Here is a 13196-nt window from a genome sequence, read left to right on the forward strand (position 1 = left end):
TGACGGTGAAAGGCGAGAACGGTAAAGACGGTATCAGCCTGAACGGTGCAGACGGCACAATCGGCTTGAACGGCAAGGACGGCGCGAGCGCAACGATCGGCGTGAAAGCCGGTCAACCGGGCTTGAATGGCGCAGACGGTACAACCCAACCACGCTTAACCGTGGGTGATGACGAAGTGGCGACCTTGAATGACGGTTTGAACTTTGCCGGCAACCAAGGTGATGTAATTGCCAAGAAACTGAACGACACATTAACGGTGAAAGGCGGATTGGCAAATGATTCTGACGCCAGTGCGGCGAACCTGCGTGTAGACAGTGAAAGCGGGGAGCTGGTTGTAAAATTGGCGAAAGAACTGACCAATCTGACCAGTGCGACCTTCACCAATACCGCCGGTACGCAAACCGTAGTCAATGGCGGCGGTGTGACCATTACGCCAACGGCAGGGAGTGGCAAAGCGCCGGTTAGTTTGACTGAGACTGGCTTAAATAACGGTGGTAACCAAATTACTAATGTTGCGAGTGGTGGAGATGTAGATACCAATGCAGCGAATATCGGTGATGTTAAGAAGGCTGTTAATGCCACTAAAGTAGAGGTTGAAGCCGGTAAAAATGTTCAGGTGAATAGTAGAGCCGGAACAGACGGTCATACCATTTATACTGTGGCTACGACGAATGATCTGGACGTAAACAGCGTTACGGCTGGTGATACCAAGGTCAATACCAATGGCGTAACTGTTGGTGATGAAGTCAATCTGACTAAAGACGGGCTGACTGTAGGGGATGTGAGCATCACCACCGGCGGTATTAATGCTGGCGGTAATAAAATTACCGGCGTAGCCGCAGGGGACATTTCCGCGAACAGTACTGATGCCGTGAATGGTAGCCAATTGTACGCAATTCAGCAGCAAGCAAGTGCGCACAGCTCAGTGGTTGCCGGAGACAATGTGGTGGTGACAACAGGAACCAATGACAAAGGCGGCGTGGAATATAAAGTTGCTACGGCAAAAGAGGTCGCTTTTGATAAAACGACCATTGGCAGCGTGGTCACCGATTCCGGCAGCAACAAAATTACCGGCTTGGCAAACGGTGATGTGTCTGCCTCAAGCAGTGATGCGGTAAACGGTAGCCAGTTATACAACAATGCTAAATCCGTTGCGGATGCCCTCGGCGGCGATTCAAGCGTGGATGCAAACGGTAATGTGACGGCACCGACTTATACCATCACTAAAACAGATGGTTCGACGGTGACAACCAATAGTGTTGGCGGCGCATTGAATTATTTTAACCGTGAAGTCGTGAAACCGATCACCTTTGCTGCAGACGACGGTAGTCATGATGCGCAATTGGGTACAACGGTTCATGTGAAAGGTGACGGTAAAAATATCAGCACTGCGGTGAAAGGCAATACGTTGACGATCAGCATGACCGATACGCCGGAATTTAGCAGTGTAACCACCGGTAACACCACCATGAGTTCACAAGGTATCGTGGTAAAAGGCGGTGAAAACGGTGATGTTTCATTAACGGCAAACGGCTTGAACAATGGAGGCAACCGTATTACCAATGTGGCTGGCGGCGTGGAAAATAATGACGCGGCAACGGTAGGTCAGGTGAAATCCATGGGTAATGCCTTGAATAACCGTATCAGCGAAGTTGACAGCAAAGCGAGAGCCGGTATTGCCGGTGCCTTGGCAACCGCAGGCTTGTATCAAGCCTATCTGCCGGGTCATTCTATGGTGGCGGTCGGTGCCGGTACATATCGTGGCGAAAATGCGTTGGCAATCGGGGTATCGCGTATTTCCGACAACGGTAAAATCGGGGTCAAGTTGAGCGGAATGTCAACCAGTCAAGGTGATGTCGGCGGTTCTGTCAGCGTGGGTTACCAATGGTAGTGGATTTGTAGGGGGAATTCCCCCTACAACAGATAATTTGTTGTAAGGATTGGAAAAATGAAAAACACAGTAAAAAAAGCATTTCCGTTGGCGGCGGCATTTTTATTAGCCGCTTGCGGAAATTTAAGTGAAGTTAAAAAAGACGGCACTACCGACGAACCGGTATGGCCGAAAATCGAAGACGCCGGCGTGAACTTTAGCGGCTCGCAATATGGCATTTGGCCGAATTGGGACAACGTGCGCATGATCGAAAAAGGCATGAACAAAGATCAGCTTTACTATTTAATCGGTCGCCCGCACCATGCGGAAGGCTTATTTGCCGTGCGTGAATGGGATTATGTGTTTAACTACCGTGAAAACGGCGAACATAAAATTTGCCAATACAAAGTGCTGTTCGACAAAGAGATGAACGCACAGTCGTTTTTCTGGAAACCGACCGGTTGTAATAATCAGTACGAACTATCCGGTGATTTTCTGTTTGATTTTGATGCGGACAATTTGAGTGCGAAAGGGAAATCCGTACTGGATGGCGTTATCAGCGGCTTGAAATCGCAGGCGGTGAGCGCGGTTGAAATTGCAGGTTATACCGACCGTTTGGGCTCGGACAGCTATAATCAAACATTGTCGCAAAAACGCGCCGATGTGGTGAAAGCCTACTTTGTACAGCAGGGCTTTGCCCCAAGTGCGGTTACGGCAATCGGGCGAGGCAAAGCCGATCAGGTAGTCGCTTGTGAAACAGAACAGGGGCAAGCCCTGCGCGACTGCTTAAAACCGAACCGCCGCGTGGTGATTTCAGCGAAGTAAGCAGCTTACATGAAAGATAAAACCGTATTGATTGAAAAATTGATACGGTTTTTTATTTAGCTGGTTGTAAACTTGCGCCATCTGTTTTTTAAACTTAATTTCGATTTTCAGCCAATCCCATATAGATATCAAAGCGGTGGTTTTTGGTTTGCTGACTAAAGTGCGGTTTTTGTTCTGCTAAAAACGGAGCGTAGTCGGGGCGTTTGACCACCACCCGTTTGCGTGCCAATTGCATGGCGGGGGCGAGGAGTTGGTCGGAATCCAAATCGGCACCGACCAAATGTTGGAAAATGCGCATCTCTTTTTTCACCAGTGCGCTTTTTTGTTTATGCGGATACATCGGATCGAGATAAACCACATCGGCGCTATCTGCGGCAGGCGAAAGTGCGGTCAGACTGTTGATTGGCAGTAAGCGCATTCTCTGTTGCAGCCAGCCACCGATTTCCACATCCTGATAGCCGCGCCGTAAGCCGTCTTGCAGCAATGCAAAGACCACGGCATGGCGCTCGATTAACCGCACTTTGCAGCCGATTGCCGCCAGCACAAAGGCATCACGCCCTAAGCCGGCGGTGGCGTCAATCACGTTGGGTAAATAGCCTGATTTTATGCCGACGGCTTTGGCGACCGCTTCACCGCGTCCACCGCCGAATTTACGCCTGTGTGCCATTGCGCCGCTGACAAAATCCACCGTGATTGCACCCAATTTCGGCTCGTCCAGTTTGCGCAATTCCAAGCGCTCGGCGGTTTGCACCAACGCTAAAATTGCGTTCGGGTCATGCTGTAAATGTAACTCGGCACAAGTGCGGTCAAATTGCGCTTGTTGGGTTTGATCTTCGCACAGTAATTGAACGGTCATCAGCGTTTTACCAACCAAACCGCACTTTCCATATGTTCGGTATAGGGGAACTGGTCAAACAACGCCGCCCGTTCGATACGGTGGCTTTGGCATAGGATTTGCAGGTTGTCGCATAAGGTGTGCGGATTGCAGGAAATATATAAAATACGCGGGTACTGCTGCACCATTTTCACGGTTTCTTCGTCTAGTCCGGCGCGCGGCGGATCAACTAAAATGGTTTCGCACTGATAGGCATTGAGATCAATGCCCCGCAAGCGGTTAAACGTGCGTACGCCGTTGATCGCTTGGGTAAATTCTTCCGCTGACATACGGATAATTTGCAGGTTGTCGATACGGTTTTCGGCAATATTGAACTGCGCCGCCGCCACTGACGGTTTAGCGATCTCGGTTGCCAGCACGTTACGGAAATTTTGCGCCAACGCCACGGAAAAGTTGCCGTTGCCGCAATAAAGCTCCAGCAAATCGCCTTGACTGCCTTGCGTGCAGGAAAGCGCCCATTCAATCATCTTCACGTTAATCCCAGCGTTCGGCTGAGTGAAGCTGTTTTCCACTTGGCGGTAGGTATAATCGCGCCCGTTGATGGTCAGTACTTCATCGATATAGTCTTGTTCCAACACCATTTTTTGTTTGCTGGCACGTCCGATCAACTGTAGATCAAAGCCTTGCTGCTGCAATTGTCGGCGCAGCGCTTCGGCTTTTTGCAGCCATGCCTCGTCCAGTTTTTTGTGATACAGTAGGCTGACGATGATTTTTCCGCTGGTGGTGCTGAGATAATCAAGCTGAAACAGTTTATGCGCCAGCAAAGGTTCTGGTTGCAATAACGGCAAAATCGCCTGCATCATTCGGTTGATTAAGCGGCTTGTCACCGGAAATTGATCGACCCGATAACGCTGACGGGTTTGCGGATCGAACATAATGTGATAAATCTCGTTGTGATCGTGCCAAATCCGAAATTCGGCTCGCATACGGTAATGCTGCGGCTCGGAGGCAAAGACCTCGATTGGCGGCGTGCCGAACGGGGCGAGCAGGGCGCTCAATTTTTGCTGTTTGTCGCTTAACAGTTGTGAATATTGGGAAATCGGTAACGCTTGCTGTGGCATAGGATCTATTTAGGTTAAAAGTCAGAATGCGGCTAGTGTAGCATTTTTTAGGCTTGAACAGAATAAAAGTGCGGTATGGATAATAAGAGCGGCGCATAAGGCATGCGCCAGATCGTTAAGGTATCCGTTAAGATGGTGAACGGATTAATCGTTGTTGCTATAGTCGTCGACGGTATCGCTGCCGGCAAGACCGGACAAGGTGTAAACCCGTTTTACACTGGAAATACGCGCACGGTATTTGCACCAGGTTTTTTCAAAAAAGGTTTCCGCTTCACGCTCTTTGCGGCAAACCGCGACAAATTGTTTTTCTTCCGCCGTTACCGGTGCACGGTTGCCTAAATCCAGCTCGATAAACGCTTGTCCGTATTTTTCCAAGGTATCGGATTCACGAATGGTGTAATCCCCGTGACGGGAAAAACCGCGCGGATAATTTTTGTCATCGAAAAAACGACGGGTGACGCTAAAACTTTCGGCCATAATGGTTCCTCTATAATACAAAAGATAATTCGGTGTGCATTAAATCAATTCATAAAAATATGTCAATATTTTTTTGTAATATCGCTAAAATTCATGTGTATTTTGGACTGGAGAAAGGGTTAGAAAAAATCATCTCGTGATAACCCATGTTTTAGCAGATATTCAATTGCGGATAAGATTGTTTCCATTTGAGTGTCGTCATACAGCAAGGCTGAACGACCAAATTGAAAAGCGGTAATCACCGGTTTGTTATGGACAAAAGAAAAATAGCAACTGATTTGCTGTTTTTTAGTGATTTTAACTAAATTAGCATTGACCACGCGCGAGCAGAAGTAATTTTGCTCTTTAATTCGGGTGCGGATTTCAGCCTGTGTGCTGGAGCTTAACACCTGATGAAAAAGAAAGGCGAGAAAGGGATTTTTGAATACTAGCATTCAGCTAATCTCTTTCTCAGTTCATCAGCAGATTGAATTTTCCCTTGCCAAAGATCGTTGCCTAGGGCTGCCATTTTTTCAGGATCGGCTTCAGGCTCAATCTGAAAGGTGTTGTTGCGGATTTCCGCATCTGTTTTGACAAAATGGGCTTTGGCATAGTCGGGTAATTCATTGAACCAATCTTGCTGAGCGGCATTTGCCAGATCTTTTTCGATTAATGCAATGATATATTCGCGCATAGTTTGACCGGTTACCGCAAGGCGGGTTTTAACCGATTTTTTCAGATCGATTGGGAAATCCAGTGTCGTTTTTACGGTTTGTAACGGCATAATCGAACCCTCTAAGTATAAAAGTATATTTATGTATGCTATAGCATTTAACCGAGGGTTTCAATCGGTAAAAAATAGATAAAAAAACGCCGGTTAAATGGTTTTAACCGGCGCTGTGATAGCCAATCGAATTACTGATTTAACAAATACAACACCGTTGCCGTGTAGTTATCGACAAATTGTTGCACGCTGCTGGAGTCGCTGAAGCCGCCCATGTCAACCTGTTTGTTGCCGTTGACGAAGAAAGCCGGCACGCCGCGCACTTGGTAGTCTTCCAGCGCTTTGATTTGCTTGTTGACCAAGCCGTTGACGGCAAAGCTGTTGATGCCGCTGTCGAACAGTTCGCTGTCAATGCCTTTGTCGATAAAGATTTTACGGATATCCGCCATCGAATTGATACGGTTGTTTTGGGCGGCTTCAAACAGAGCGTCTTCCACTAACTCGGTGTTGTTGGTTGCCATGGCAAACGCCCAGGCACGGGTTAAGTCTTCGGAAGCACGTCCCAAAAAGTTGACGTGATATTTCACGAAAGTAGTGCCTTGCGGCATTTTTTCCTGAATGGTTTGCGGAATTTTGTATTCTAACTGGAAATTGGCACAGTGCGGGCAGTAGAACGAAAAGAATTCGATCACCTCTTTGTCGGCGCTGGCAGGCTGCGCCACCGTGACGAATTGTTTGCCTTCCTGCGGCACGAAATCGGCGGCTTGCGCCATGTTAACGCTGAACAATGCGGTTAAAATTAAAAAGAGCTTTTTCATAAATATCCTTATAAAAGTCAATATCGTTGGTGAATTTATTTGATGATGCCGCGTGCTTTTAAAAGTGCGGTTTTGAAATCATCTTCATAATCTTTTTTAATGCCCGGAATCGGCTCGTGTTTGTCGGTTCCGCGCATTTTGAGGTGATAGATAATCACCTCGTCACTCAATTCGCCGAGCGGTTTATCGAACCCTGCTTCGACCGCGATTTTTTGCAAAAATTCGATTAAACTGAGATCCGGTTCTTGTGACCAGTGTGGTTGGATCAGATCCAATACTTCGTTAAGGCGATGACATTTCATAGTTTATCCCGTCTTTGTTACCCTTTGTTTATGTTTTGATTTGTGCGATGATAGCACCGAACGGCAGAATTGCAAAAGAGAGAGTCGATGAAAAAACAACCAGTCAGTGCAGTGATTTTATGCGGCGGTTTGTCGCGGCGAATGCAAGGGGCGGACAAAGGTTTACAATTATTCCGCCGACAACCGTTATTTATGCACGCCAAAGTACGCTTGCAGCCGCAGGTCGAGCAACTTCTGATCAATGCCAACCGCCATCAACAACACTATGCCAAGTGCGGTTTGCCGGTATTTATTGACGAACTGGACGGTTTTCTCGGGCCGCTGAGCGGCATGTTGAGCGGACTGAAACACAGTGCGCACGACTGGGTGCTGTTCGTGCCGTGCGATTCGCCGTTTTTGCCGTTGGATCTGGCAGAACGCCTGCTAAGTGCGGTGTCGGCGCAAGATTTAACACTTGCTTACGCCAGTGACGGCGAACGCGAACACCCGACGTTTGCGCTGCTGCATAAATCATTGGCTGCCGATCTACGGGCCTATTTGCAACAGGGCGGGCGCAAAGTGCGCGATTTTATGCGCCGACAGCGTTATGCGGTGGTGGATTTCAGCGATCAGCCGCAGGCATTCGCGAATGTCAATTATGTGGCGCAATTGGACGAACTGAATCGTGAACAGCCGAACAGCGGCATTCCGATGTTGGGCATCAGCGGTTACAGCGGCAGCGGGAAAACCACGCTGTTGGAGAAACTGTTACCGCACTTGCAGCAAAAAGGGCTGCGGGTGGCGGTGATTAAACACACCCACCATGATCTCACCACTGATAAGCCGGGCAAAGACAGCTGGCGCATGACCCAAGCCGGCGCATCGCAAGTGGCGGTGGCGTGCGATCAGCGTTGGGCAATCATGACGGAAACGCCGCAGCGTGAAAACCGTTCGGCAGAAAACCAAAGTGCGGTTTCGCTGGATTATTTGGCACGTCAGCTGGATCCGGCGTTAAGCGACTTAATTCTGGTCGAAGGTTTTAAACAAGAGCCGCTACCGAAAATTTTATTGCACCGCCAAGCGATGACTAAGCCGTTGCCGCAAGCGGACGAATGGGTGCTGGCGCTGGCGACGGATTATCCTTTACCGGCAGCGCAAACTGTCAGCCGTTTGGATTTAAATGCGGTGGAACAAATTGCGGAATTTATCCATCAGTGGTGGCGGCAACAGCGTGGGCAGGATCAAAACGGGGAGGCGGTTGGCAATGGGTAAAAGCTATCAAGGTTTGGCGTGGGTGGCTTCGACCGCACTTTTTATGCAAACGCTGGACGCAACGATTTTAAATACTGCGCTGCCGGCGATTGCGGCGGATTTGCACGAAGCGCCGCTGGAAATGCAGTTGGCGGTGATCAGTTATGCACTGACGGTCGCCCTGCTGATTCCGTTGAGCGGCTGGCTGGCGGATCGCTTCGGCACGCTGCGTATTTTCCGCACGGCGATTGTGCTGTTTAGTCTCGGTTCGGTTTTTTGCTCGCTGGCGATCAGTCTGGACACCTTGATTTTGGCGCGGATTGTGCAAGGGGCAGGCGGCGCATTGATGATGCCGACCGCACGGTTGGCGATTATCAAAAGTGTGCCGCGCCATGAAATTATTTCCGCCTTGAACATGATGGTGATGGCAGGGCTGATCGGCCCGATTGTCGGTCCGATTCTGGGCGGTTGGTTGGTGACTTACGCCTCGTGGCACTGGATCTTTCTGATTAATATCCCGATTGGCGTGCTCGGCTTTTTCCTCTGCGGCTATTTTATGCCGAACCTGACCGCCGTGGTACGCCGTTTCGATTGGCTCGGATTCGTGTTGTTCGGCGGCTCGCTGCTTGGTATCACCCTCGGCATGGATATGATCGGCAACCGCACTTTTAGTTTGTCGGCGGCGGTGATGGTGTTGTTACTCGGTTTGCTACTGTTTTTGCTCTATTTTTATTATGCACGCAAAGTTGAAAATCCGCTGATCGGCTTTTCACTGTTTCGATACCGCACGTTTAACATCGGTACTCAAGTCAATCTGGTGCTGCGTTTGTGCGGTTCGGGCGCGCCGTTTTTGTTGCCGTTGATGTTGCAGGTGGCGTATGGGTATCCGGCGGATATCGCCGGTTGGTTGTTGGCGCCGATAGCCGTCAGTTCGATTTTGTGTAAGCCGTTTTTGCGGCCGCTATTGATCCGTTTCGGGTATAAAACGGTGTTGATGGCGGCGAGTCTGTTATTGTGCGTCAGTCTGATTATTTTCGGTTTGATGGACAAAAGTTGGGGGATTTGGGGGCTGCTTGCGCCGTTGGCATTGTACGGCGCAGCGATGTCAACGCTGTTTACCGCCACCAACACCTTAACCATCAGCGAATTTTCGCAAGAAAACAACAGCGAGGGCAGTACCTTGTTGAGCGTAACCCAACAAATGGGCTTGGGGCTTGGCATCGCCTTTGCCGCAGTGGTATTAAATATTTATCTGTCATTGCTGGACAAAAGTGCGGTGGCACAAGCCTTCAGCTACACCTTTTTCTCGGTAGCCGCCATCGGCATCGTACAAATTGCGCTGTTGTTGAAATTGCAGCCCCACGATGGCGAAAATATGAGTCGCAATCAGGAATAGGCATTGTTAGACGATTTGGTTATAATCAAGATGATTTTGATCTTTTGAAATAGGCAACGGAACGGTATCTTTAGCGATACTTTGTGATTGATTAACGATTTCGGGGGTTCCATGAAATTACGCAGCAAACTTTCCCTTACCGCACTTTTAGTCGGGCTGAGCACGGTTGCTCAAGCCGCAGACAAAGATACTTTCATCAACTGCACCAGCCGTGCGCCGAGCGGCTTCAGTCCGGCGTTGGTGATGGACGGAATTTCGTATAATGCCAGTTCGCAACAGGTTTATAACCGTTTGGTCGAATTTGAACGCGGCACAACCAATCTCGAACCGGGCTTGGCAGAGAGCTGGGATATCAGCGAAGACGGTTTGGAATACACTTTTCATCTGCGTAAAGGGGTGAAATTCCACTCAAATAAACAATTTACCCCAAGCCGCGATTTCAATGCCGACGATGTGGTTTTCTCTTTCCTGCGCCAGTTAGATCCGAACCACCCTTATCACACTGTGTCTAACGGCACTTATCCGTATTTTAACTCGATGAATTTCGGCAAATTATTGAAAGCGGTGGAAAAAGTGGACGATTACACCGTGAAAATCACCCTGAATTATCCGGATTCGCCGTTTTTGTCCAGTTTAGGTATGGATTTCATTTCGATCTATTCGCAAGAGTACGCCGATAAAATGTTAGCAGCCGGCAAACCGGAAACTATTGACACCATGCCGATCGGTACCGGTCCGTTTGTGTTCGCCGGTTATCAGCTCGATCAAGCGGTACGTTTCTTGGCGAATAAAGATTATTGGAAAGGCGAAGCGCCGATTAAACGCCTGATTTTCAGCATTACACCGGACGCAACCGCGCGTTATGCCAAACTGCAAACCGGCGCTTGCGATATGATGGATTTTCCGAACAGCGCCGATTTGGAAAAAATGCATAGCGATCCGAAAATCCAGTTGATGTCGCAAGAGGGGTTAAATGTCGGATATATTGCGTTTAACACCGAAAAAGCACCGTTCGACAATGTCAAAGTGCGGCAGGCGCTCAATATGGCGGCAGATAAAGACACCATTATCAAGGTGGTGTACCAAGGCGCAGGCGTGCCGGCGGTGAATCCGTTGCCACCGACCATTTGGGGCTATAACACGGAAGTGAAAGACTATCCGTACGACTTGGAAAAAGCCAAACAGTTGTTGGCGGAAGCCGGTTATCCGAACGGTTTCGAAACGCAGTTATGGGTGCAGCCGGTGGTGCGTAACTCTAACCCGAATCCGCGCCGCTTAGCCGAAATTCTGCAAAGCGACTGGGCGAAAATCGGCGTGAAAGCGGAGTTGGTCAGCTATGAATGGGGCGATTACATCAAACGCACCCGTGAAGGTTTGTTGACCGCCGGAATCTACGGTTGGTCGGGTGACAACGGCGATCCGGACAATTTCTTAACGCCGTTGCTCGGTTGCGATAGTGTCGGCCACAGCAACTATGCCCGCTGGTGTAACACCGAATTTAATGATTTGCTGAAAAAAGCGTCGAGTTTGTCGGATAAATCGCAACGCATTGCATTGTATGAACAGGCGCAAGTGATTGCTAAAGAGCAAGCGCCTTGGATTCCGGTGGCACACTCGATCACCGTTACACCGTTGAGCCTGCGTGTGCGCGACTACAAACAAAGTCCGTTTGGCTACAGTGCATTTTACGGCGTGAAACTGGCGGATTAAACCGCACTTTCGCTAACAACCGATGAAAGTGATATCACATAAGTGGCAGGAAATCCTGCCACTCTTTTTTTTAGCGTTTTTAAATAAAATACATTAAAAATTGATAAATGTTCAAATTTCTATAAAAAGTCAGCTTGTGTGTCTTGTGAAATAGTGGAATTGGTGATATTAACTATAAAGCCATCACCATTTTGGTGGTGTAAATAAAAACGAACAGCTTTTTTAACTGTCCTTTGAAAAACGGAGTGTAGGAATGAAACGATTGACCACCTTATCGCTCACGGCGATTGCCTTATCAGTCTCTTTATCGGCGGCAGCCGAAACCAAAACCCTAGTCTATTGTTCGGAGGCCTCCCCAACCTCCTTTAACCCGCAACTGGTCACTGATGGCGCATCGATTGATGCCAGTGGTCAGGCGATGTATAACCGTTTGGTCGAATTCGAGCGCGGTAAAACCACCGTTCAGCCGTCATTGGCGGAAAAATGGGAAGTGAGCGAAGACGGTAAAACCTATACGTTCGCTTTGCGACAAGGGGTGAAGTTCCAGTCGAATAAAAATTTTAAACCCAGCCGTGATTTCAATGCCGATGATGTGATTTTCTCGTTTGATCGCCAGATGAATCCGGATAATCCGTATCATAAAGTGTCAAATTTGGGCTATGAATATTTTGTCGGTATGGATATGCCGAATATTATCGACAAGTTGGAAAAAGTGGACGACTACACGGTAAAAATTCACTTAAAACAACCGAATGCACCATTTTTAGCTAACATTGCTATGGACTTTGCCGGTATTCTGTCCGCAGAATATGCTGAGAATATGTTGAAGGCAGGTACGCCTGAAAAAATCGACCAAGATCCGATCGGCACCGGCCCGTTTGAATTGGTCAACTACCAAAAAGACGCCACCATTCGCTATAAAGCGTTCGACGATTATTGGAAAGGACGCTCGAAAATCGACCGTCTGGTCTTTGCCATCACCCCTGACGCGTCGGTGCGTTACGCCAAACTGCAAAAAGGCGAATGCCATGTGATGCCTTATCCGAATCCGGCGGATTTGGAATTGATGAAGAAAGATCCGGCGATCAATTTAATGGAAGAAGCCGGTTTGAACGTCGGTTATGTGCATTTTAACGTGCAAAAAGCGCCGTTTGAAAATCAAAAAGTGCGTCAGGCACTAAGTTATGCGGTGAACAAAGATGCGATTATCGACGCGGTTTATTTGGGGGCGGCGGAAAAAGCCAAAAACCCGATGCCGCCGACCATGTGGGGCTATAATGACCAAGTGGTCGATTACGCTTATGATCCGGCTAAAGCCAAGGAATTACTGAAAGAAGCGGGTTTTGCAGACGGATTTGAAACCGAATTGTGGGCAATGCCGGTTTCCCGTCCGTATAACCCGAATGCGCGCCGCATGGCGGAGTTAGTGCAGGCTGACTGGGCTGCGGTGGGTGTGAAAGCGAAAATCGTCAGCTACGAGTGGGGCGAATATCTGCAACGTATGAAGAAAGGCGACGATCCGACCGGTATGATGGGCTGGACCGGTGATAACGGCGATCCGGATAACTTCTTGGGTACGTTGTTGAGCTGTGCCGCTGCCGAGCAGGGTTCCAACTATGCGAAATGGTGCTACAAACCGTTTGATGATTTAATCAAAGAAGCGCTGTTGATCACGGATCAAGAGAAACGCAGCGAGTTGTATAAACAAGCGCAAGTGATCTTTAAAGAGCAGGCGCCGTGGATCACCATTGCCCACTCGACAACCTATCTGCCGATCCGTAAGGAAGTGAAAAACTATGTGATCGATCCGTTCGGTTTGCATAACTTTTATGCGTTAGAATTAGAATAATATTTGTATTCGACCGCACTTTTGTGGTAAAAGTGCGGTTTTTCTTCTCTTCTGTTGTC

At 48.7% G+C, this 13196-nt stretch carries 13 protein-coding genes; 6 read left to right on the forward strand and 7 right to left on the reverse strand.

Annotated features, from left to right (window positions below; all coding sequences use genetic code 11):
• A partial coding sequence (locus B8880_RS00700) for a YadA family autotransporter adhesin (protein ID WP_208610868.1) occupies positions 1-1892 on the forward strand: 1892 nt, incomplete at its 5' end.
• 57 nt (positions 1893-1949) lie between these two features.
• Entirely contained in the window at positions 1950-2696 is a 747-nt protein-coding gene (locus tag B8880_RS00705) for an OmpA family protein (protein WP_084255322.1), read from the forward strand.
• 94 nt (positions 2697-2790) lie between these two features.
• Here B8880_RS00705 and B8880_RS00710 read toward each other — a convergent pair whose 3' ends face one another.
• From B8880_RS00710 to B8880_RS00740, 7 genes are all read right to left on the reverse strand, one after another.
• Positions 2791-3552 carry a class I SAM-dependent methyltransferase gene (locus tag B8880_RS00710; protein WP_084255324.1) on the reverse strand — a complete coding sequence of 254 codons (762 nt, stop codon included), beginning with the start codon at positions 3550-3552 and terminating at the stop codon, positions 2791-2793.
• Positions 3552-4652 (reverse strand): tRNA (uridine(54)-C5)-methyltransferase TrmA, encoded by a 1101-nt coding sequence (gene trmA / locus B8880_RS00715; RefSeq protein WP_084255326.1) that lies wholly within the window; start codon positions 4650-4652, stop codon positions 3552-3554. Before trmA ends, B8880_RS00710 begins: the two co-directional genes overlap by 1 nt.
• A gap of 144 nt (positions 4653-4796) precedes the next feature.
• Positions 4797-5129, reverse strand: coding sequence for a MaoP family protein (locus B8880_RS00720; RefSeq protein ID WP_084255328.1), 333 nt, complete (start codon positions 5127-5129; stop codon positions 4797-4799).
• 119 nt (positions 5130-5248) lie between these two features.
• Positions 5249-5563, reverse strand: a complete 315-nt coding sequence (locus B8880_RS00725) for a hypothetical protein (RefSeq protein ID WP_084255330.1) — start codon at positions 5561-5563, stop codon at positions 5249-5251.
• Positions 5557-5892: a hypothetical protein gene (locus B8880_RS00730; protein ID WP_084255332.1), complete on the reverse strand. Its 336-nt coding sequence runs from the start codon at positions 5890-5892 to the stop codon at positions 5557-5559. The genes B8880_RS00725 and B8880_RS00730 overlap by 7 nt, the downstream gene beginning before the upstream one ends.
• A 131-nt stretch (positions 5893-6023) precedes the next feature.
• Positions 6024-6650, reverse strand: a complete 627-nt coding sequence (dsbA, locus tag B8880_RS00735; protein ID WP_084255334.1) for a thiol:disulfide interchange protein DsbA — start codon at positions 6648-6650, stop codon at positions 6024-6026.
• Positions 6651-6685: 35 nt separating this feature from the next.
• Positions 6686-6952, reverse strand: coding sequence for a YihD family protein (locus B8880_RS00740; protein WP_084255336.1), 267 nt, complete (start codon positions 6950-6952; stop codon positions 6686-6688).
• 87 nt (positions 6953-7039) lie between these two features.
• Between B8880_RS00740 and mobA the strand changes: the two genes are divergently transcribed.
• The 4 genes from mobA (at position 7040) to B8880_RS00760 (ending at position 13137) form a co-directional block, all read left to right on the forward strand.
• A complete protein-coding gene (gene mobA / locus B8880_RS00745) occupies positions 7040-8203 on the forward strand; it encodes a molybdenum cofactor guanylyltransferase MobA (protein ID WP_084255338.1) in 1164 nt (387 codons plus the stop codon).
• Positions 8190-9578: a DHA2 family efflux MFS transporter permease subunit gene (locus B8880_RS00750; protein WP_115306427.1), complete on the forward strand. Its 1389-nt coding sequence runs from the start codon at positions 8190-8192 to the stop codon at positions 9576-9578. Before mobA ends, B8880_RS00750 begins: the two co-directional genes overlap by 14 nt.
• A gap of 111 nt (positions 9579-9689) precedes the next feature.
• Positions 9690-11288: an ABC transporter substrate-binding protein gene (locus B8880_RS00755; RefSeq protein WP_084255342.1), complete on the forward strand. Its 1599-nt coding sequence runs from the start codon at positions 9690-9692 to the stop codon at positions 11286-11288.
• A gap of 253 nt (positions 11289-11541) precedes the next feature.
• Positions 11542-13137: an ABC transporter substrate-binding protein gene (locus B8880_RS00760; protein WP_084255344.1), complete on the forward strand. Its 1596-nt coding sequence runs from the start codon at positions 11542-11544 to the stop codon at positions 13135-13137.
• Positions 13138-13196: the final 59 nt, after the last annotated feature.

Source organism: Pasteurella testudinis DSM 23072, assembly GCF_900176075.1.
In the GTDB taxonomy this organism is placed as follows: Bacteria; Pseudomonadota; Gammaproteobacteria; order Enterobacterales; family Pasteurellaceae; genus Chelonobacter; species Chelonobacter testudinis.

What these genes read in the sequence shown, in the direction of transcription:
- B8880_RS00705 (WP_084255322.1), top strand. Translation starts at nt 1,950, where the DNA reads ATGAAAAACACAGTAAAAAAAGCATTTCCGTTGGCGGCGGCATTTTTA.
- B8880_RS00710 (WP_084255324.1), bottom strand. Translation starts at nt 3,552, where the DNA reads ATGACCGTTCAATTACTGTGCGAAGATCAAACCCAACAAGCGCAATTT.
- trmA (WP_084255326.1), bottom strand. Translation starts at nt 4,652, where the DNA reads ATGCCACAGCAAGCGTTACCGATTTCCCAATATTCACAACTGTTAAGC.
- B8880_RS00720 (WP_084255328.1), bottom strand. Translation starts at nt 5,129, where the DNA reads ATGGCCGAAAGTTTTAGCGTCACCCGTCGTTTTTTCGATGACAAAAAT.
- B8880_RS00725 (WP_084255330.1), bottom strand. Translation starts at nt 5,563, where the DNA reads ATGCTAGTATTCAAAAATCCCTTTCTCGCCTTTCTTTTTCATCAGGTG.
- B8880_RS00730 (WP_084255332.1), bottom strand. Translation starts at nt 5,892, where the DNA reads ATGCCGTTACAAACCGTAAAAACGACACTGGATTTCCCAATCGATCTG.
- dsbA (WP_084255334.1), bottom strand. Translation starts at nt 6,650, where the DNA reads ATGAAAAAGCTCTTTTTAATTTTAACCGCATTGTTCAGCGTTAACATG.
- B8880_RS00740 (WP_084255336.1), bottom strand. Translation starts at nt 6,952, where the DNA reads ATGAAATGTCATCGCCTTAACGAAGTATTGGATCTGATCCAACCACAC.
- mobA (WP_084255338.1), top strand. Translation starts at nt 7,040, where the DNA reads ATGAAAAAACAACCAGTCAGTGCAGTGATTTTATGCGGCGGTTTGTCG.
- B8880_RS00755 (WP_084255342.1), top strand. Translation starts at nt 9,690, where the DNA reads ATGAAATTACGCAGCAAACTTTCCCTTACCGCACTTTTAGTCGGGCTG.
- B8880_RS00760 (WP_084255344.1), top strand. Translation starts at nt 11,542, where the DNA reads ATGAAACGATTGACCACCTTATCGCTCACGGCGATTGCCTTATCAGTC.